Origin of the sequence: Lentzea sp., from assembly GCF_036380075.1 — a bacterium.
GTDB lineage: Bacteria > Actinomycetota > Actinomycetes > Mycobacteriales > Pseudonocardiaceae > Lentzea.
Genome location: NZ_DASVFL010000136.1, coordinates 21,395 through 40,007 on the forward strand (window position 1 = coordinate 21,395; position 18,613 = coordinate 40,007).

At 71.0% G+C, this 18,613-nt stretch carries 20 protein-coding genes and 1 pseudogene; 7 read left to right on the top strand and 14 right to left on the bottom strand.

The window, feature by feature from the left end:
• Positions 1 to 4: 4 nt before the first annotated feature.
• From VF330_RS16520 to VF330_RS16540, 5 genes are all read right to left on the bottom strand, one after another.
• On the bottom strand, positions 5 to 895 hold the full coding sequence (locus VF330_RS16520; RefSeq protein WP_330852487.1) for a class I SAM-dependent methyltransferase: 891 nt from the start codon (positions 893 to 895) through the stop codon (positions 5 to 7).
• Complete coding sequence (locus tag VF330_RS16525; RefSeq protein ID WP_330852488.1) at positions 862 to 1,515, bottom strand: cysteine hydrolase family protein; 654 nt, start codon at positions 1,513 to 1,515, stop codon at positions 862 to 864. Before VF330_RS16525 ends, VF330_RS16520 begins: the two co-directional genes overlap by 34 nt.
• The gene (locus tag VF330_RS16530) at positions 1,512 to 2,594 is read right to left on the bottom strand and encodes an isocitrate/isopropylmalate family dehydrogenase (RefSeq protein WP_330852489.1); all 1,083 of its coding nucleotides are present in this window, start codon (positions 2,592 to 2,594) and stop codon (positions 1,512 to 1,514) included. The genes VF330_RS16525 and VF330_RS16530 overlap by 4 nt, the downstream gene beginning before the upstream one ends.
• 27 nt (positions 2,595 to 2,621) lie before the next feature.
• Positions 2,622 to 3,152 carry an EF-hand domain-containing protein gene (locus VF330_RS16535; protein WP_330852490.1) on the bottom strand — a complete coding sequence of 177 codons (531 nt, stop codon included), beginning with the start codon at positions 3,150 to 3,152 and terminating at the stop codon, positions 2,622 to 2,624.
• A 402-nt stretch (positions 3,153 to 3,554) separates the two neighbouring features.
• Positions 3,555 to 4,382 (bottom strand): helix-turn-helix transcriptional regulator, encoded by an 828-nt coding sequence (locus tag VF330_RS16540; protein ID WP_330852491.1) that lies wholly within the window; start codon positions 4,380 to 4,382, stop codon positions 3,555 to 3,557.
• A gap of 101 nt (positions 4,383 to 4,483) precedes the next feature.
• Here VF330_RS16540 and VF330_RS16545 point away from each other — a divergent pair, with 101 nt between their 5' ends.
• The 3 genes from VF330_RS16545 (at position 4,484) to VF330_RS16555 (ending at position 6,716) form a co-directional block, all read left to right on the top strand.
• The gene (locus tag VF330_RS16545; protein WP_330852492.1) at positions 4,484 to 5,281 is read left to right on the top strand and encodes an SDR family NAD(P)-dependent oxidoreductase; all 798 of its coding nucleotides are present in this window, start codon (positions 4,484 to 4,486) and stop codon (positions 5,279 to 5,281) included.
• 35 nt (positions 5,282 to 5,316) lie between these two features.
• Complete coding sequence (locus VF330_RS16550; protein ID WP_330852493.1) at positions 5,317 to 6,072, top strand: glucose 1-dehydrogenase; 756 nt, start codon at positions 5,317 to 5,319, stop codon at positions 6,070 to 6,072.
• 122 nt (positions 6,073 to 6,194) lie between these two features.
• Positions 6,195 to 6,716, top strand: coding sequence for a nuclear transport factor 2 family protein (locus VF330_RS16555; protein ID WP_330852494.1), 522 nt, complete (start codon positions 6,195 to 6,197; stop codon positions 6,714 to 6,716).
• A gap of 103 nt (positions 6,717 to 6,819) precedes the next feature.
• Here VF330_RS16555 and VF330_RS16560 read toward each other — a convergent pair whose 3' ends face one another.
• Positions 6,820 to 7,485: an NADPH-dependent F420 reductase gene (locus tag VF330_RS16560; RefSeq protein WP_330852495.1), complete on the bottom strand. Its 666-nt coding sequence runs from the start codon at positions 7,483 to 7,485 to the stop codon at positions 6,820 to 6,822.
• Positions 7,486 to 7,577: 92 nt separating this feature from the next.
• Between VF330_RS16560 and VF330_RS16565 the strand changes: the two genes are divergently transcribed.
• Complete coding sequence (locus VF330_RS16565) at positions 7,578 to 8,426, top strand: class I SAM-dependent methyltransferase (protein ID WP_330852496.1); 849 nt, start codon at positions 7,578 to 7,580, stop codon at positions 8,424 to 8,426.
• 17 nt (positions 8,427 to 8,443) lie between these two features.
• On the opposite strand, the gene VF330_RS16570 is transcribed toward VF330_RS16565, so the two are convergent.
• Entirely contained in the window at positions 8,444 to 9,346 is a 903-nt protein-coding gene (locus VF330_RS16570; RefSeq protein ID WP_330852497.1) for a zinc-binding dehydrogenase, read from the bottom strand.
• Between the two features lie 138 nt (positions 9,347 to 9,484).
• Here VF330_RS16570 and VF330_RS16575 point away from each other — a divergent pair, with 138 nt between their 5' ends.
• Entirely contained in the window at positions 9,485 to 10,411 is a 927-nt protein-coding gene (locus tag VF330_RS16575; RefSeq protein WP_330852498.1) for an AraC family transcriptional regulator, read from the top strand.
• Here VF330_RS16575 and VF330_RS16580 read toward each other — a convergent pair.
• Positions 10,401 to 10,841, bottom strand: a complete 441-nt coding sequence (locus VF330_RS16580) for a hypothetical protein (protein ID WP_330852499.1) — start codon at positions 10,839 to 10,841, stop codon at positions 10,401 to 10,403. The two genes, VF330_RS16575 and VF330_RS16580, sit on opposite strands and share 11 nt — an antisense overlap.
• Positions 10,842 to 11,271: 430 nt before the next feature.
• Here VF330_RS16580 and VF330_RS16585 point away from each other — a divergent pair, with 430 nt between their 5' ends.
• Positions 11,272 to 12,531 carry a glycoside hydrolase family 64 protein gene (locus tag VF330_RS16585; RefSeq protein ID WP_330852500.1) on the top strand — a complete coding sequence of 420 codons (1,260 nt, stop codon included), beginning with the start codon at positions 11,272 to 11,274 and terminating at the stop codon, positions 12,529 to 12,531.
• A 217-nt stretch (positions 12,532 to 12,748) separates the two neighbouring features.
• Here VF330_RS16585 and VF330_RS16590 read toward each other — a convergent pair whose 3' ends face one another.
• Positions 12,749 to 13,495 (bottom strand): SDR family NAD(P)-dependent oxidoreductase, encoded by a 747-nt coding sequence (locus tag VF330_RS16590; protein ID WP_330852501.1) that lies wholly within the window; start codon positions 13,493 to 13,495, stop codon positions 12,749 to 12,751.
• Positions 13,496 to 13,564: 69 nt separating this feature from the next.
• On the opposite strand from VF330_RS16590, the gene VF330_RS16595 reads away from it, so the two are divergent.
• On the top strand, positions 13,565 to 14,443 hold the full coding sequence (locus VF330_RS16595) for a LysR family transcriptional regulator (RefSeq protein WP_330852502.1): 879 nt from the start codon (positions 13,565 to 13,567) through the stop codon (positions 14,441 to 14,443).
• 39 nt (positions 14,444 to 14,482) lie between these two features.
• Here the strand turns inward: VF330_RS16595 and VF330_RS16600 are convergent, their stop codons facing one another.
• The 5 genes and pseudogenes from VF330_RS16600 to VF330_RS16620 form a co-directional block, all read right to left on the bottom strand.
• Complete coding sequence (locus tag VF330_RS16600) at positions 14,483 to 15,202, bottom strand: response regulator transcription factor (RefSeq protein ID WP_330852503.1); 720 nt, start codon at positions 15,200 to 15,202, stop codon at positions 14,483 to 14,485.
• Between the two features lies 1 nt (position 15,203).
• Complete coding sequence (locus VF330_RS16605; RefSeq protein ID WP_330852504.1) at positions 15,204 to 16,400, bottom strand: sensor histidine kinase; 1,197 nt, start codon at positions 16,398 to 16,400, stop codon at positions 15,204 to 15,206.
• Between the two features lie 30 nt (positions 16,401 to 16,430).
• Positions 16,431 to 17,375 carry a hypothetical protein gene (locus tag VF330_RS16610; protein ID WP_330852505.1) on the bottom strand — a complete coding sequence of 315 codons (945 nt, stop codon included), beginning with the start codon at positions 17,373 to 17,375 and terminating at the stop codon, positions 16,431 to 16,433.
• Positions 17,376 to 17,508: 133 nt separating this feature from the next.
• Positions 17,509 to 18,078, bottom strand: coding sequence for a hypothetical protein (locus VF330_RS16615; protein WP_330852506.1), 570 nt, complete (start codon positions 18,076 to 18,078; stop codon positions 17,509 to 17,511).
• A 14-nt stretch (positions 18,079 to 18,092) separates the two neighbouring features.
• Positions 18,093 to 18,613: pseudogene (locus VF330_RS16620) on the bottom strand (glutathione-dependent formaldehyde dehydrogenase); the annotation flags it as partial.

Below are 18,613 nucleotides of genomic sequence, written 5' to 3' on the forward strand. Positions count from 1 at the left end.
CTCGTCAGGTTCTGGTGGCGAAGATCCACCGGTTGCTCGCCAGCGCGTCATCGCGCTCCGGCTCGGGACCACGACCGAACGTCCTGGCGAAGTCGAACGGGGTCGTCACCCTCGTGACCCAGCCTCCGCTCTCGAGGTGCCCAGCGGAGTCGGGGCGCGGTTCCGCGTCGAACAGGGTGAGCAGGTCGACGCCGATCTGCTGCTTCGCCGACGAGTAGACAGCGCTGGAACGAACTTCCGGTCTTTCGCTGCCGAGCTTGACCTCGAACGCGATCGCACTGCCCTGGGCGCCGAGTCGGTCCACGGCGTCGATCAGGCGTCGCTCCGCGTCTCCCGGCAGGTAGAGCATCAGGCCCTCGGCGAGCCAGACGCTCGGCGACTCGGGATCGAATCCCGCGTTGCCGAGCGCAGTCTCCCAGTCGCCGCGCAGATCGGCCGCGATCGGCACGCGCCGTGCTGTCGGCGTCGCGGCCAGGTTGTCGAGGACGTCCTGTTTGAAGCGCAGCACCGGGTCCTGGTCGACCTCGAACACGACACAGCCCTCCGGCCAGTCCAGCCGGAACGCCCGCGTGTCCAGACCGGCGCCCAGCAGCACCACCTGTCGTGCTCCGGCCCGCACCGACCTCAGCACGAAGTCGTCGAGCACTCTCGTCCTCAGGCCGAAGTAGCGTCCGAGCCTGCCCCACAACGGGTCGTCGTCTCCTGCCGGGACCTCGTGCGGACGCAACGGCCAGCTCTCACACGTGCCGGCGGCGCGCACGAAGTGCTCGGCGTAGTCGTCGCGCGCGAGCGAGTCGGGTCGATGTGTCTCGATGGCGCGGGCCGCGGCGACCATGAGCGCGGTGCGTGCGACTCCCCGTTCTACGGCCTGGCCGCCGCGTCCGGTACCGGGCACGTGTCCTGCCTTTCCTGGTCGCACTGCGGTGTGGAGGGCACTGACCAGACCTCCGGGGCGTTCAGCGTCGTCAGCCGGGCCCCGTAGAGGGTGCTCATGAACCGCAGGACCGTCTCGTCGGGCAGGTGCAGGCTCGTGGTGCAGTCGGTCAGCACGCTCACGTGGAAGCCTTGCTGGAACGCCGTTCGCGCTGTGGTGTCCACACAGACGTCGGCGTAGAGACCCGCGAACACCAGGTGCTCGACGCCCTCCTGGCGCAGGTGCGCCTCGAACCCCTCGGTGAGGAAGGCGTCGAATCGCGCGTGCTTGGTGAACACGCGTTCTCCCGGCGACGGCAGCACCCGGTGGAACTCGGCACCCCACGTGCCTTCACGGCACTTGGGGCGCTTGCCGAGCACGAGGTCGCGGCGCCGCCAGCTCGGCCCCTGGTGCTCGACGTCGCCGACGAACCTGACGAAGACGACCTCCACCGCCCGGTTCCGCGCCACGGCGACGGCGCGGGCGGCGTTGCCGGTCACGGTGTCCAGGACGGCGGGATCACCCCGGTATCTGGCGGCCACGGCCGGGCCTGTGCAGAAGTCGTTCTGCAGGTCGATGACGACGAGCGCCGTCTCGGTCATGCCCGCACCGGTGCCGCGCGACGCCCGTCGAAGTCCGGTTCCTCCAGCAGTTCCACCACCGCGGCCACGACCTCGGTGGTCGAATGCCGTCCGCCGAGGTCCGGGGTGCGGACGTCCTGGTCCGCCAGGAAGGTCAGGGCGTTCTCCGTGCGTTCGATCGCTCCGGCGCAGCCCGCGTGCCGCTCCGCGATCGCCGCTGCCGCGCGGATGGTCGCGGTCGGGTTGACGGTGCCCAGGCCTTCCAGGTCGTCGGCCGAACCGTGGACCGTCTGGTACTCCACCAGGTCCTGCACGTCGGGGTGCAGGTGGATGTTCTCGGTGCAGCGGTTCTCCTGGCGTTCGGAGCCCAGCCTGTCCAGCAGGACGACGTGCATGATGTCAGCCCACTCGTTGGCGCCGACGACGACGCTGCGGGCGGGCAGGCCGTGCTCGATGAGGTTGCGGTTGACCGTGTCCGGCTGAGCCAGCCGGATGTCCACGCCGTGCCGGGCGCCGATGTCGGCCACCCATTCACCCAACGCTCCGTCGAGCAGGTGGAACTTGTACGCCATCACGAGCTCCCGCACCTGCTCACCGGGCCAATGCCGCCGGGCCTGCCGGAGAGCGGCGAGGACGACCTTCTCGGTGATCTCCTTGCTGAAGGTCATGGTGCGGTGCACGACGCCGGCGCCGTGGCGGTTCTCGCCCGTGTAGAAGCCCTGGGCCTCGTCGCGGACCAGGAGAAGTGACGTGTCGCCGTCGGCGATGAGGTCAACCTTCACCGCCTGGAGCCGTTCGCGGACCAGGTACAGCGACTGGGCGTTGATCGCGGTGCGGAAGACCGCGGTCGTGCCCGCGCGTGCCAGGTCGCGGCAGAACTGCTCGTAGTGGTCGGCGTCCTGTTCCGTGAGCAGGCGGACCTCCTCGGTTCCCCTCGCCTCCGCCTTGAGGGAGAAGTACGAGTGGTAGAGCCGCGGGGAGCGGGTGAGGGCGATGGGCACCGACGACGCCTCGCCGAGCGCGGTCAGGACGCGTTCGAAGGCCTCGGCGAGCTCCGGCCCGGTGCCCCGGCCGACAGCGAGTCCGATGGTGGGGACCAAGGTTCTCGTCTCCTGTTCGTCTGCTGGTCAGGCCTGGGCGGTGACCAGGCGGTCGCCGGGGATGCCGGTCTTCGTGGGGCTGTAGTAGTCCTTGATCCCGGCGACCCAGGCCGACACGGTGATCTGGTCGGACCGCGAGGGGCCGAAGGCGTCGAACAGCGCGTTGATGGCGTCGTGCTCGAAGCCGATCGCGGTCATGAGCGCCAGGAAGACGGGCCGTTCGATGAGCCCGTCGCCATCCGGGTCGCCCAGCTCCGCGAGCGCCTCGGCGAACTCGCTGATCGTGTCGTGGAACCGTTCCGGCGCCAGCACGCAGGCCGTGAACTCGTCGAAGGTGATCGTCCCGTCGCGGTCGGCGTCCAGCTCGGCGGCCAGGGTGACCCAGTAGCGCCCGAACGCGCCGCGCATCGCGTTCCTGGCCGCCTCGCTGGACTGCGGTGCCGCCCGCACGACGTCGCGGGCCATGATCTCGAAGTCCTCGGCCTCCAGGTGGCCGTCCCCGTTGCGGTCGAACAGGGTGAAGATGACCGTGACGCGTTCGAGGGCGCTCTTCTGCATTCGCTGGACCGTGCTTTCCGAATAGAGGTGAACGAGATTGGGGCGGAACTTCGCATGGATCTCGTTCGCAACTATGGCAGTCGAACTGCGAAAAGGCGCGGGAACAGCCTTCAGGCACCTCAAAGTGTGAATTTCGCGCAAGGTGCTCGAATCGCTCGAACGCGGGTTGCCTTTTTCGTTCCGGGTGCATTCGGATCGCATCTCGCTGCTGAGGAGGTGCGCTTGGGCCTCTTGGTTACGGCAGGCGATGCGCCCTACCCGCGGTGGTTCTCCCGATCGGGTCTCCGGTCACGACGCACAGTGATGCGCCTGTCCTGCGGTGTGGCTGGAACTGCGGATTCCTTTTCGGCGAGACTTTCTTCGATTACTTCGTTCACATCTGCTCAGGTGGCGCGGCCTGGGTCAGTGCGCTTGGCGAGTGGTCGCGTGCAGGCTGCTGAGCAGCGAGAGCGCATGAGCACCGGGGCTGCCGGGCTCGGCGTGGTAGATGATCAGCTGCTGGCCCGGAGCGCTGCGCACGTCGAAAGCCTGGTAGGTGAGGACGAGCGGGCCGACGTCGGGGTGTTCGAGGTGTTTGGGCTCATGGGTCTTGCCCCGCACCTGGTGGGTGTCCCACAGGTCGCGGAAGTGCGCACTGCCCTCGCTGAGCTCGGCCACCAGGTGCCGCAGAGCGGAGTCGTGCGGGTCGATGCCCGCGGCGATCCGCAGGTTCGCCACCGTGGCCTGCGCGGTCCAGTCCCAGCGCGTGTAGAACCGCCGCCCCGCCGGGTCGAGGAACGTCATGCGGGCGAGGTTGTCCACCGCCTGGAACGGTGAGAACAACGCGTCGGCCAGGGTGTTGGTGGCGAGGACGTCGAGGATCCGGTTGAGCACGAAGGCGGGCGTGTGCGGGTAGCCGTCCATGAGCTGCCGCAGTTCGGGGCTCACGGTGCCGGACGCCGGCGCGGGTGTGTCGTCGGGCGTGGTGCCCGCCAGCCGGTGCAGGTGCTCGCGGGCGTCCGGGCCGAGGTCCAGCGCGCGGCAGAGTGCGTCGAGCACCTGTCGTGACGGGTGGGTCTCGCGGCCCTGTTCCAGACGCGTGTAGTAGTCGACGTTCACCCCGGCGAGCACGGCGACTTCCTCGCGGCGCAGCCCGGACACCTTGCGGCGTCCGGAGCGGAGCACGCTCGCGTCGTCCGGGGACCGTTGCGCGCGGCGCGCCCGCAGGAACTCACCCAGCTCACTGGCCATGACACCAGGGTAGGTCGTCGTCCGCCGGGTTGGGTGGGTGTGCCACACCCAGCCAACGCGCGTCCTTCCGCCCCTTCTCGCCGCCACCGACGCTGGGGTGCATGACGAACAACGACGTGGACGACACCGGCTCCACCGCGACAGGCGGCGAGTACGCGGGTCGGGAGCTGGAGGGCAGGGTCGCGCTGGTCACCGGCGCCGCCCGCGGGGTCGGCGCGGCGACGGTCGCCTGGTTGCACGCCCGCGGCGCGCGGGTGCTGGCCACCGATCTCCGCCCGGAGGTGGACGACCTCGCCACCCGGTTCGCCGGCGTGTCCACTCTGGTCGGAGACGTGTCCCAAGAGGACACCGCCGTGCGGTCGGTGGCCGCGGCGCTCGACCGGTTCGGCAGCCTGGACATCCTCGTCGGCAACGCCGGCCGATCGGTCAACAAACCGGTCACCGAGACCACCGCGGCCGACTGGGACGAGCTGATGTCGATCAACGCCCGCGGCACCTTCCTGCACGCCAGGGAGGCGTTCCGGGCGATGCGCGACCACGGCGGCGGCACGATCGTCACCGTCGGGTCGTTCGCCTGCACCGTCGGGTTGCCCGAGGCCGCGGCCTACAGCGCGTCCAAGGGGGCGCTGGCGCAGCTGACCAAGGTGCTCGCCCTGGAAGGCGGCCCGCACGGCATCCGCGCCAACGTGGTCGCCCCCGGCGTGGTCGAGACCGACATGCTCGACAACTTCCGCGCCGACAGCCGGGAGTACCTGCGCTCCTTCGGCGACCTCCACCCCCTGGGCCGCGTCGCGCAACCGGAGGAGATCGCCGAGGTGATCGGCTTCCTCGCCTCACCCCGCTCCAGCTTCATCACCGGCGCCATCGTCGCCGCAGACGGCGGTTACACGGCCGCCTGACGCCCATCGACCACAACGAGAGAAAAGAGCACATCATGCCTGGACGACTCGCCGGCAAAGTCGCGTTGATCACCGGCGCTACCGGCGGCATCGGCCGAGCCACCGCGGAGCTGTTCGCCCGCGAAGACGCCCGACTGGTCCTCACCGATGTCTCGCAGACGGCCGTGGACGACCTCGCCGCGCGCCTGAGGGCCGAGGGCGCCGACGTGCTGGCGGTCCGGCTGGACGTCTCCTCGCCGGAGAGCTGGAGCGAGGCCGTCGAGCTCACCCGGCACCGTTTCGGCCGCCTCGACGTGCTGGTCAACATCGCCGGTGTCGTGGACTGGCCGGGTGTCGAGGAGACCACGAAGGACGGCTGGGACCGGGTGATCGCCGTCAACCAGACCGGCACCTGGCTCGGGATGAAGACCGCGATGCCCCTGCTGCGCGACTCGGGCAACGCCTCCGTCGTCAACACCTCCTCGGTGCTCGGCCTGGTCGGCAGCGGAGCCGCCGCCGCGTACCAGGCTTCCAAGGGAGCGGTGCGGCTGCTGACCAAGACCGCCGCCGTCGAGTACGCGACCCGCGGAGTCCGGGTCAACTCGGTGCATCCCGGAGTCATCGCCACGCCCATGATCCAGGAACTGCTGGACGAGCAGGGCGATCAGCAACCCGACATCGTGCGCACACCCATGCGCCGCGCGGGTACGCCCGCGGAGGTCGCAGCCATGATGCTGTTCCTGGCCGGCGACGAGTCTTCGTTCGTCACCGGAGCGGAGTTCGTCGTCGACGGCGGGCTCACCGCGCATTGACCTCGTCCCGCGCGCGGCGGCTACGCAAGTCCTAAGTAGTCGTTGCCGACGCGAAGGTCGTTGCTGCCACGGGATCGTGAGCCGAGCAAGACGAAGGCACTTCCCGAACAGGAGAGACAATCGTGATCAGCATCCGTCGCGGCATCATCGCTGCCGTGACTGCCACCGCGTTCGCCATCGCCGGGGCGGCAGGTCTGGCCTCGGCACAAGCCGCACCCGCGTCGGCGGAGATCGTGACCAAGCACCGGTTGCCGTCCGTCGCCGTGAAGTGGGCCGCCGCGTGGAACGGCAGCGACGCCCAGAAGTTCGCGGGGCTGTACGTCAAGCAGGGCTCGCGGTACACCGACCACGCCTTCGGGGCGACCTACACGGACCGGGCGGGCATCGCGACCTGGTTCGGCAACACCAAGGCCTTCCTGCAGAGCGGCGAGGTCAAGGTCACCGGCGCGTTCGCCGACTGCGACATGGTCTCGATCAGCTGGACGTTCAGCGGTCACGTCGCCGGCGCGCCCAAGCCGTTCACCGTGCCCGCGGTCACCGTCCTCCAGTTGCGCAACAACGAGATCGTGACCAACGACGACTACTACAACCTCCGGGACCTGCTCGTGCAGTCCGGCCTGCCGGCCGACATGGTCCTCGGCTGACCGAACAGGCGTCGTCACCGGGAGGGTGACCGCTCGCGGTGGTAGTGGGACGAAGCGTTCGGCTGGGCTTCCAGCCGAACGCTTCGTCGCGTTTCCACGACCGTCACTTCGCCGCGGCGACCGCCTCACGGATGACCTGCGCGCTCGCCGGGGTGCCGGGGAGCTCCCCGAAAGCGCCGTAGGGAGTCACGTACACGGGGGTGTCCCGCTGGGTGCGCCGGTTCTCGGCGAGCGGTCCGGCGTCCACGGTGTCGTAGCCGAGGCTGTCGAAGAGCTCGGTGACCGCCTGCTTGGCGGCCTCGTCGTCACCGGCGATGGGGAGCGCCGACCGGTCCGCGCTCCCCGCCGGACGCGCGAGGTCACCCAGGTGCCCGGCCCAGATGTTGTTGAAGCCCTTCACGACGTGCGCGTCCGGCAGGTGCTTCTGCAGCAGCTCACCGGTGGTGCTGGAGCCGTCCTCAAGTTCGTCGAAGACGCCGTCGCGGTCCGGGTAGTAGTTGTTGGTGTCGATGACCACCTTGCCCGCCAGCGGCTCCACCGGAACGTCCCGGTACGCCCGCAGCGGCACCGTCACCACCACGACGTCGCCGGCCGCGGCCGCCTCCGCGGAAGTCGCGGCGCGCGCCTTCGGTCCCAGCTCGGACACGAGGTCCTGAAGGGTGTGCGGGCCGCGCGAGTTGCTCAACAGCACGTCGTGCCCGGCGGCCACCGCCAGCCGCGCGACGGTGCTGCCGATGTTGCCACTGCCGATGATGCCAATCGTCGTCATGTCAGCGGGAACCTCGGCACCCTTCACCTGATTCCGATTTGCGGCCCGCGGTGATGTGGGGCACACCGACCCTTGTCAGTAGCGTCGCGCCCATGGAGAACGACGGCCCCAGCCGAACGGCGCTCGCGACCGCGTACGCCCGCGCGTACCACCAGGTCGTCGACCGGCCACAGGTCTTCACCGACCCCCTGGCGGCGCGGCTGCTCGGGCACACCGAGGAGGACCTGCTCGAGCTGGGCAGAGCCGGCCGCCTCAGCGACGCCGTGACGAACCGGCACCGCCGGCTGTTCTTCGCAGCCCGAGCCCGTTTCGCCGAGGACACCGTCGCCGCGGCCGTCGCCGGCGGGGTGCGGCAGGTCGTGGTCCTGGGCGCCGGGCTGGACACCTTCGCCTACCGCAACCCGCACCGGGACCTGCGCGTGTTCGAGGTCGACCACCCCGCCACCCAGGCCTGGAAACGGGAACGCCTGGCCGTTGCCGGGATCTCCAGCCCGGAGACGGTGACGTTCGTGCCGGTCGACTTCGAAACCCAGGCCCTGGCAACCGAGCTGGAGTCCGCCGGGTTCAGCCGGGCCGGTTCGGCTGTGTTCGTGTGGCTGGGCGTCGTCTACTACCTGACTCCTGACGCCGTCCGGGCCACGCTGGCCTACATCGCCGGTCAGGGCGGGGCGGTCGAGGTGGTGTTCGACTACCTGCGGTCGGCTGTCACCGAGGAGGAACGCGTTCACGAGCGGGCCCGCGCCGACCGGCTGGCCGGGATCGGTGAGCCGTTGTCCAGCTACTTCAGTCCGGACGGCATCGCCGCCGAGCTGGCCGCACTGGGGTTCACCGGCGTCGAGGACTGCTCCGGGCCCGACCTGATCGCTGGATGTGGCGGGGTGTTCGACGGCCCTCCGCTTCCGGCGCTGCACGTGCTCCGCATGCTGCGGGCGAGCCGGTGACCACGACGTGGCGCCGGTCATGACACGTCCAGGACCACCTTGCCGCGCACCTCTCGCGCCAGCAGCGCCTTCACCGCGTCGTCGACGTGCTGCCAGTGGGTGCGCAGGCCGATCTCCGCGGAGAGGCGTCCGGCCGCCTGGAGCGCCAGCAGGTCGGCGAGCTCCTCGCTGACCGACGAGGTGACGTCGCCGAACGTGCTGATCGTCCTCGGCGCGCCGAAGGCGAACAGCGCACCCGCGGGGAACGAGGTGGGCAGGCCCGAGGCGGCGCCGACGAGCTGAACGTCCCCGCCGGGCGCGAGCCGGCTCCACACGTGCTCCAGCTGCGGGCCGGCGACGGTGTCCACCACGAGGTCGAACTCGCCGGTCAGCTCGTCGAGGTCGGCGGCGGCCTCCTCGGCGCCCAGCTCCCGCAGACCCGCCGGGGAACCGGTCAGCGCGCCGACCCTGGCCCCCGCGATCGCCGCGAGCTGGACGGCGAACCGCCCCACGCCGCCGCTCGCCCCGGTGACCAGGACCCGCTTGGCGAGCACGGACCGGGTGCGCAGCACGCGCAGAGCCGTGACGCCGGCGACCCCGATGGTGGCGGCGTCGCTCAGCTCGACGCCGTCGGGCACGACCGCGAGGCGCGTCCGGTCGACCGCGACGCGTTCCGCCCAGGCGTGTTGCGCGAGACCCAGCACGACGCGGGATCCCTCCGCCGGCCCTGACCCGTCGGCTGCCGCGCGCACGACGACGCCGGACGCGTCGTGGCCGTGCACGGCGCCGGCGGGCCATTGCGCGGCGTACTTCAGCTCGCCGAAGTTCAGGGCGATGTGCCGGATCCCGACCAGGGTTTCTCCCGGGCCCGGCTGAGGTTCGGGGACCTCCTCGAACCGCACCGGACCGTCGTCACCGTGATCGACCACGAGCGCGCGCATACCGCTGTTCCTCCTCTGTCATGGGTGTTCCTCCATGGTCGGGAGGCGGCCGGCCGCGGCCAACGGCCAGGTGACTCACGGTGGTTGCCGTTTGTCTCACCACCGGTCCGCGCACCGCGGCGGTGCCATCATGGGGTCGTGGACGTGCTGGAGGACGCCCTGCGGCTCTACGGGGCGCGGGGGTCGGTGGGTGTGCGGCTGGAAGCCGGAGGCGTGTGGGGAGTGTGGGTGGAGACCTACCCCGGAGCCGCGCTGCACCTCGTCGCCGAGGGGGAGGTGTGGCTGGAGGTGCCCGGACGGCCTTCGCTGCGCGTCGGCGCCGGCGGCGCGGTCCTGCTGCCCGCTGGCACGCCACACGGGCTCGCCTGGCGCGCGGGGGCCCGGATGGGGGCGTGCGACCGGGAGACCGCCGCGGCCGCCCAAGCCGCCGGCGCGGTCCTGCGGCTGGGTACCGGTGAGGTGGACACCCGGCTGCTCACGGTGCACTACGAGCAGGACTCGGCACTCGGTGCGCCGCTGTTCCCCGGACCGGTGCACGTGGCGGCGGGGGAGGGCCCCCGCCTCGCCGCGACGATCGCGCTGCTGTCCGCGGAGCTGGGGGAGCCGCAGGTGGGCACCACCGCCGCGGTGAACAGCCTGGTCGACCTGGTGCTGGTCCAGTTCGCCCGCGCGTGGCTGCGGGCCCGTCCGGCCGAGGGCGCCGGGCCGTGGCTGAGCGGGTTGCAGGACCCGGTGGTGCGGGACGCGCTCACCAGGCTGCACCACCGGCCCGCCCACCCCTGGACGACGGCCGGGTTGGCGACCGAGATCAGCGTGTCCCGGGCGACGCTGTCCCGCCGGTTCCCGGCCGCGCTCGGCGAGCCACCGGCCGCCTACCTGACGCGGCTGCGCATGGAGCTCGCCGCGGTGCGGCTGCGCGACACCGACGAACCGGTGGAGTCCATCGCCTCCGCCGTCGGGTACGGCTCACCGAAGGCCTTCAGCCGGGCGTTCCAGCGCGTGCGGGGCCAGGCGCCCGGCGAGTACCGGACCAGCACCCGCGCGCTCCAGGTCGTCAGCCGCTGATCTTCTCGGCGGACAACAGGATCTTCGTGTTGCAGTCGACGACCTCACCGGCGGCCACGCTCTGCTTGGTGGTCTTCCAGTTGCGGTCGTTGACGAGCAGCCGGCCCTGGCCGCTCGCGTCTTCCTCGGTCAGGTAGAACAGGCCGGCCTTCTGCATGGTGTCCTGGGCGGTCTGGTGGATCAGGCCGACGACGTTGGGCACGGTGCAGGTCTTCACAGCAGGTGCCGGCGCGGCAGTGGTCGCCGCGGCGGGCGTTGTCGGCTGGACCGGTGCGGCGGTGGGTGCCACCGGCGGTGCGGGGGTGCTCGCGGGGACGGTCGAGGACGGCCCGGCTCCGCACGCCGCGGTGGCCAGCAGGAGAAGGCCGGGAACGATGATGCGCATGCCCGGCCTGTCGCACCGCGCCAGCAGGGCGTTACACAGCGTCACCCGAGTGGACGTGGAAGTGGGCGAGCGCGAGCACCGCGCTCCCGGTGACTGTCCGATTAGGACAAGAATCGATTCTTGGCGCGACTCCGGTCGCGCCGTCCAGCGCGACAAGGATTTCTATCACATTGCGGCGCGGAGGCGTTCGACGGGCGGTCTCCTTAAATCGATTTAAGAAATCCGCAAAATTTCTCAATGTTCTTTGCGGATGACAACTTCCCTGGTCATGCGGTCCGAATAGGACTCGTTCCACGGTGTCCCCGCAGCGGAATTGTCCTTGCTGCTCCGGCTGGTCTTGACACGGTTCGGGCGGCCGGGCAACGCTGGAAGCGCTCTCATGACACATCTGGACCAGTTGCAGAACTGGAGGCTGCCGGCCTTCCTGAAGCGGTGCGGCAGCCGGTTGACGGAGCATCCCTGCACAAGGAGTCGAATGCGTACGCGAACGAAGTGGTTGAGCGCGCTTGCCGCCGTGGCGGCGACGGCATCGACGGCGATCGCGGTCTTACCGGCACAGGCCGTCGGTCCTGACCTGTTGCCGCTCACCATCACCAACAACAGCGGCCGGTCCGAGGCGGTGCACCTCTACGTCCTCGGCACCGACATCCGCAGTGGACGTCTGGGGTACGTCAACCAGGCGGGCTCGTTCACGCCGTGGTCGCCGGGCGGCAACCCGCCCACCCCGGCCCCCGACGTGTCGATCGACGGTCCCGGCCAGGGCGGTACGACCACGGTGCAGGTGCCGCGGTTCATCTCCGGGCGCGTGTACATGTCGTTCGGGGAGAAGCTGAAGTTCTTCCTGACGCCCGACGGCCTGGTGCAGCCGGCGCCGTGGGCGGGAAGCGACCCGAACAGCGGAATCCTGTTCGACTGGAGCGAGTTCACCTACAACGACGCCGGTCTGTGGCTGAACAGCTCGCAGGTCGACATGTTCGCGGTGCCGCACGCGGTGTCCGTGACGGGCGCCGGCGGTGAGACGAAGAAGACCGGCGAGCTGAAGTCCGGTGGCCGGGACGCCGTCATCAGCGGCATCAAGGGCCAGGCGGGCTGGGACGGGTCGGTCGTGACCCGGTCCGACGGTACGGTGCTGCGCGTTCTCGCGCCGGGCAAGGCGGCGGACGTCGGCAAGTTCGACGCCAACTACCTGGACCCGTACATCTCCGAGGCGTGGAACGCCTACACGGGCAAGACGCTGACGGTGCAGCCGTTCGGCGACCGTCCGGACGTGAAGTACACCGGTCGCACGTCGGGCGACACCATGAACTTCACGGACGGCAGCGGCAAGCAGGTGGCGTCGTTCGTGAAGCCGTCCACGTCGAACGTGTGGGGTTGTGACGGTGCGCTCGGCGCGCCCAACGACCAGGTGGTCGGCCCGATCGCCCGCACGCTGTGCGCGGCGCTGCACCGGTCCACGCTGGGGCGTCTCGACGTCCAGCCGGGCGGTGGCGCGGCGGACTTCTACCAGGGTGCGATCACCAACCACTACTCGCGGCTGGTGCACCAGAACATGGTGGACGGCAGGGCCTACGGCTTTGCGTTCGACGACGTGCAGGCCCAGGAGTCCCTGGTGCACGACGGCGACCCGCGCTCGGCCGGCATCACCCTGACCGCGTTCGGTGGCTCCGCTCCGGCGGCGGCCGTCGTCGGCGCCGCGGTCTTCGAGGCGCCGAACCGCAACTTCGTCCTGAACTAGGGCGACACCGCCTGGGCTCTCGGCAGTGCCCTGCGCGCCACGCAGCCGAGCCGCCCAGGACCTCCCTGCTGGCGAAGGCGTCACCCTCTGCGGGTGGCGCCTTCGCCATGTCCCCAGCCCACAGGGTGCGTTGTCGGAGAACGGCGTGCCCGACGTGCAGATCCCGCTGCCGGCCGGAGGTGGCGGCGCGTCGGACCGCACTGCCACCGGCTGGTCGTCACCAGGGCACCTTGCCGTTGTCGTCGAAGAAGCCGCCCGTCGGGCACTCGCGGCCGAGCGTCGCCAGCCGCACCACGATCGCCGCGCCGTCGTCCGCGGTCCTGGTCAGCGTGAACGGCAGGCCTCGGGCGAAGTCCGTGTCGCACGCGCCGGGAGCGATCGCGTTCACCAGGATCCCGTCGCCCGCCAGCGCCTTGGCGTACTGGACGGTCAGCATGTTCAGCGCGGCCTTCGACACCGGGTAGGCCAGCACGGCGGGCATCCGGCTCAGGTAGTGGGTGGCGTCGGTCGTCCAGGTCATCGACGAGGTGCCGCTGGAGACGTTCACGATCCGCGCCGCGGCGGAGCGGCGCAGCAGCGGGAGCATCGCCTCGGTCACCGTGATGACGCCGAAGAGGTTCGTCTCGAACACCGCCCGCACCCCGTCCAGCCGCGCCGAACCCGGTGCCTGCGCCCCGAGGTCACCGGACATGCCGGCGTTGTTGACCAGGACGTCCAGGTGGCCGAACCGCTCGGCGATCTCCTCGGCCGCCGCGTTCGCGCCGCGCTCGTCGGTCACGTCGAGGGCGATCGGGTGCGCCGTGCCGCCCGCGGCGCGGATACCCGCCGCCGCCCCGGCACCCTTCTCCAGGTCCCTGGCGCCGACGAGCACCGTCACCCCGAGGTCCGCGAGCCGGCCGGCGACCGCCCGTCCGATCCCCTTGTTCCCACCGGTCACCAACGCGATCGTCGCTCCACCACTCATGTCCCCACCGCACCACCTCCCGGCTCCGCGGACCAGGACCGGTCCGGTCTCGCCCGATACCCTGGGGGTATGGACGTCCAGAGCCGCGAGCTGCGTTACTTCGTCGCGGTCGCCGAGGAGCTCCACTTCGGACGGGCCGCTCACCGGCTCGGCATGGCCCAGCCTCCACTTTCCAGGGCGATCCGCCGGCTCGAGCAGCGAATGGACGTGGCCCTGCTGGAACGCACCAGCCGCGGCGTGCGCCTCACGGCCGCCGGAGAGGTGCTCCTCGCCGAGGGACGCCTGGCACTGGACGCGATGACCGCGGCGGTCCGCCGGGCGCGCAGAGCGGCAGCATCCCTTCCGCGCCTGGTCCTGGCGCTCAAGCCCGACGGCGACGCGGGCCTGCTGCCGTTCGTCCTGGACCGCTACGCCGCCGTGCCCGGCGCCGTTCCGGTCGACCTCGTCTTCAGCGCCGGCGAACGCGCCGCGATGGTCCGCGACGGCCGCGCCGACCTCGCGCTGCTGCACCGGCCGCAGAACGACCTGACCGGCCTCGACAGCGACGACCTCCACGTCGAGAACCACGTCGTGGTGCTCCCGGACGGCCACCCGCTGGCCGCCAGGACCTCGGTGTCGATGGCCGACCTGCGCGACCAGCCCCAGCCCCGCTGGCCGGAGGCCCGCCCCGAGGTGACCGGCCACCCCGTCACCGGAGCCGACCAGCTGCTGCAGCTCGTCCGGCTCGGCCGGATGGTCGCGGTGCTCCCGGAGTCGGTCCGCGACCGGCTGCCACCGGGCACGGTGAGCCTCCCGGTCACCGACGCCGAGCCGTCCACCCTCGTGATCGCCTGGCCCAGGGACTCCACCTCCCGCCAGGTCGCCGAGTTCGTCCGCGCCGCGACCTCGGTCGCGACCGTTGCCCTGTCCGGCCCGGTTCCGGACGCCGCGGCGCAAGAACGACTGTGACCAGCAGGACGTGGGCGGCTGGGGCGACCGCGACGCCGTTCACTCGCATCTGCTGATCGCTTCGTCACGTGCCATCCAGGGCACCTCGTTCCGTCCCGGCCGCACCAGCCCGGTCTCGTAGCCCAGCACGACGGCCTGCGCGCGGTCCCGCAGGCCCTGCTTCATCAGGATGCGGCTGACGTGGGACTTCACCGTCTGCTCGGCGATCACCAGCTCGGCGGCGATCTCGTGGTTGGAGAGCCCGCCGGCCACCAGCGTCAGGATCTCGCGTTCCCGCGCGGTCAGACCGGAGAGCCGATCGCCCGCCTCCGCGCGCATCGGGCGCGCGCTGACGAAGTGTTCGATCATGCGCCGGGTCACGCTGGGAGCGAGCAGCGCCTCGCCCGCGGCCACGACCCGGACGGCGGCGGCGAGTTCCTCCGGCAGGGCGTCCTTGAGCAGGAACCCGCTTGCTCCCGCGCTCAGCGCCTCGTAGACGTGGTCGTCGATGTCGAAGGTCGTCAGCATCAGCACCTTCGGGACGTGCCCGCCGGGAACCGCGGGGCTCAGCAGACGCTTGGCGGCGGTGAGGCCGTCCATGCGCGGCATTCGCACATCCATGAGCACGACGTCGGGCCGTCGCGCGCCGACCACCTCTATCGCGGCGTACCCGTCGGCGGCCTCGCCGACCACGACGAGGTCCGGCTGGGCGCTCAGGAACGCGACCAGGCCCGCCCGGACGACTGGCTGATCGTCGACGATCACCACTCGGACGGCCATGTCACCACCGTCCCGTCGTGAGCGGGATCGTGCCGTGCACCAGGAAACCGCCCTCGTCGGTGGGCTCGGCGCGCACCCGGCCACCGAGCAGCGCCGCCCGTTCCCGCATGCCCACCAAGCCGTGCCCGGTCGCCAGGGGAGCACCGGGCCGCCCCGCGAGGCCGGGCCCGTTGACCACCTCGACCGACAGCTCCTCCCGCACGACGTCGACGCGAACGTCGATCGGCGCGCCGTGGGCGTGCCGCACCGCGTTGGCGAGAGCCTCCTGGACGATCCGGTACGCGGTCAGGCCGATCGGGACGCTGATCGCCTCGTCCGTCAGGTCGCCGTCGACGTGCAGCCGCGCGTCCACGCCCGCCCGTGTCACCGCCGCCACGAGGTCGGCGACGTCCTCCAGCCGGGGTTGCGGGGCCACGTCCGTTCCGGCGTGCTGGTCGCGCAGCACCGTGAGCACCTGCCGCATCTCGGCGAGCGCCGTTCGGGTCGCGTCGGCGATGCTGTCGAACTCCCGGCGGGTGGGGTCGTCGAGTTGCGGCAGCCGGTAGGCGGCGGATCGCGCCTGCACCTGGATCACGGACATGCTGTGGGCGACGACGTCGTGCAGCTCACGCGCGATCCGCGAGCGCTCCTGCGTCAGGACACGGCTCGCCTGTTCCAGTTCCGCCCGGTGACGCGCGTGGGTCAGTTCGGCCCGGATCGCCGACCGCTGGCCGGCGAGCACGGAGACCACCAGCACCAGCACCGAGTTGGACGCGAAGACCGTCAGGTTCGCGCCCCAGTCCTGCACGGGTACCGGGAGGGCGAGGACGAGCGCGACCGACACCGTGGCGGACAGCAGCCAGGCCGCCAGGCCGCGTCCCCATCCTCCGTGCGACCCGGCCACGGCGATCACGCCGAGTTGCGTGAGCAGACCGGGCACGGACCACGGCCACGCCGCGCCACTCGCCCCGTACGCCAGTGCGGACAGGGCGCACGCCGCGGCCGAGGAGACCCCGATCGCGATTCCCGGCCACCGGATCATCAGCGGAATGCAGGCGCAGTGCGCCAGCGCCAGCACGAAGGCCGGGACGACCGCGATCCCGTGCGCGCTCACGTACACGGGCACACTGATGGCGAACAGCGCCAACGCCACCGAGCGCACCACTGAGGTCAGCACGACTCCGGGTTCGTTCGTGGTGCGGTCGGACTGATCGGACATCGGGCTCCTCGCCTCGGACACCGGGCGCGACTACCCGACCGGGACCGTCTTGGTACCACGACCGGCTCTCAGCACCACAGCGGCGGTCGCCGCGCCGAGGCAGATCACTGCGGCCGCGCCGGCTGCGGCGGTGAGCCCGTCCGGCGAGACGATCGACTGGCCGCGCAGCGCCTGCCACAGCAGCAGGCCGAGCAGGGCCGCGTACCCGGCCGAGGCGATCAGGACGAGCTGGAGCTCCACCTCCGGCCGCCGCAGCGCGGGCAGCCGCCGCCCGGCGAGCCGCAGCGCGGCCAGCACCAGCGGGAGAACCTGGAGCGCGTGCATCCCGACGAAGTGCGGGATGCGCAGGTCGCCGCCTTCGGTGCTCCAGCCGAGCAGGGGGAGCGCCGCACCGCCGTCGGCCACCCCGACCGAGTGACCGCCCCGGAGATCGGCGGGGCCGGCCAGCTGCTCGGGTGTGGGCGAGGTCATGAGCCCACCCACCGCCATGCCGGCCAGGGCGATCAGCATTCCGGCGCGCATCGACCACACCTGCGCGCGGTCCTCGGTCGCGCTGAGCACCAGCGCGACGCAGACGATCGCGCTCATGATCCACACCACGACCCCGATCACGCCGGCGACCTGGTAGAGCACGCTCTCCAGCGGGGTGCCCACTCCGAAGTGGCTCATGCGGCCGCGCGCCGCCGACCAGGTGATCCAGGCGAGTTCGACGAGGAAGGAGACCACGAACACGGTGGCAGCGGCGTCGGCGACCCGCCGGAAGCGGGTGACCCGGCTCAGCACCCAGGACATGGACACGGAGTAGAGCAGCGTGGACAGCGCGAACTTCAGCGGCTTGGTCCACACCGGTTGTCCCATCAACAGGCGGTCGTCGACGAGCAGGGCCACGAGGCTGAACACCGCGAGCCCGGCCATGGTGGCGATCAGGACCGCGAGAGGGCGGTGCGCACGGGGCGCGAACGGCGAAAAGGACATGACGAGCAGTTTTCTGCGGGGAAGCAGAGAAATCGTCACACCCGAGAGCCGAGCTGCCCCGTACCCCGGTACGGGGTGCGACCACCCGCACCGCGCCTACCACGGGCTCAGGTGGGCACCCAGACGTCCTCACCTACGAGCGGCGGGTCAGCTTCCGCACCAGCGTGACCGCGATCGCGACGGCCAGCACCCACGGTCCGGCCACGATGACCGGGTCCAGGACCTGGTGCTTGACGTCGGACCGCTTTTGGCCGATGCGGGAGGAGAAGCCGTGCCGGGAGAACTCGCTCAGCACCCCCGTCTCGGTGACTGGATTGTCCGGCCGGACGGTCACGAACGAGCTCAGGTGGCTCTCCCACGCGTCCACCCGGTCGGCGGCCAGCAGCAGGAGCCAGTGCGCGGCCCGCCCCTCGCTGAACTTCCGGTAGGCGAACCGGCGGATCACTCCGGACACCCCTTTGGGCGGGCACGAGGTGCCGAAGACGGGAGGGAGGAACTTGTGCTCGATCGAGCGTTCCCGCGGCCACTTCTCCGGTTGGCGGTCCGGGAAGTCCCAGTGCGCGCCGGTCCGGTCCTCCTGCCACCGCAGCTTCGGCACCGACGGGCGGTCCTTCGGATCCAGGTCCGCGCCCCAGCCGGGGATCCTGGCCCGCAGCTGGTCGGTGGACTCGGCCAATGGCGGCTTGTCCGACGTGTAGGTCATGGCGGTCGTCTCCTTCAGGCGGCGTTGGGCACGATCAGCGGCTTGATGCAGCCGTCCAGCTTGGCCGAGAACATGTGGTAGCCCTCGGCGATGTGCTCCAACGGGATGTGGTGGGTGACGACGTCGCTGGGCTTGAGGTAGCCGTTGCGGATGTGCTCGAACAGCCGCGGCCACTGCCGCTTCACGTGGCACTGGTTCATCCGCAGCGTCAAGCCCTTGTTCATGGCGTCGCCGAACTTCACCGCGCTGAACATCGGGCCGTAGGCGCCCACCACCGAAATCGTGCCGCCCTTGCGGACCGAGTCGATGGCCCAGTTGAGCGCCACCGGGGAACCGCCCTGGAGCTTCAGCTTGGCCGCGGTGACGTGCTGGGTGAAGTTGCCGTCCGCCTCCGCGCCCACGGCGTCGATCGCGACGTCCGCGCCGAGGAAATCGGTGGTCTTCTTCATGTGCACCACGACGTCGTCGCACTCGGTGAAGTTCACGGTCTCGGCGTGGGCGAACGCGCGGGCCTTGGCCAGGCGGTACTCGAGGT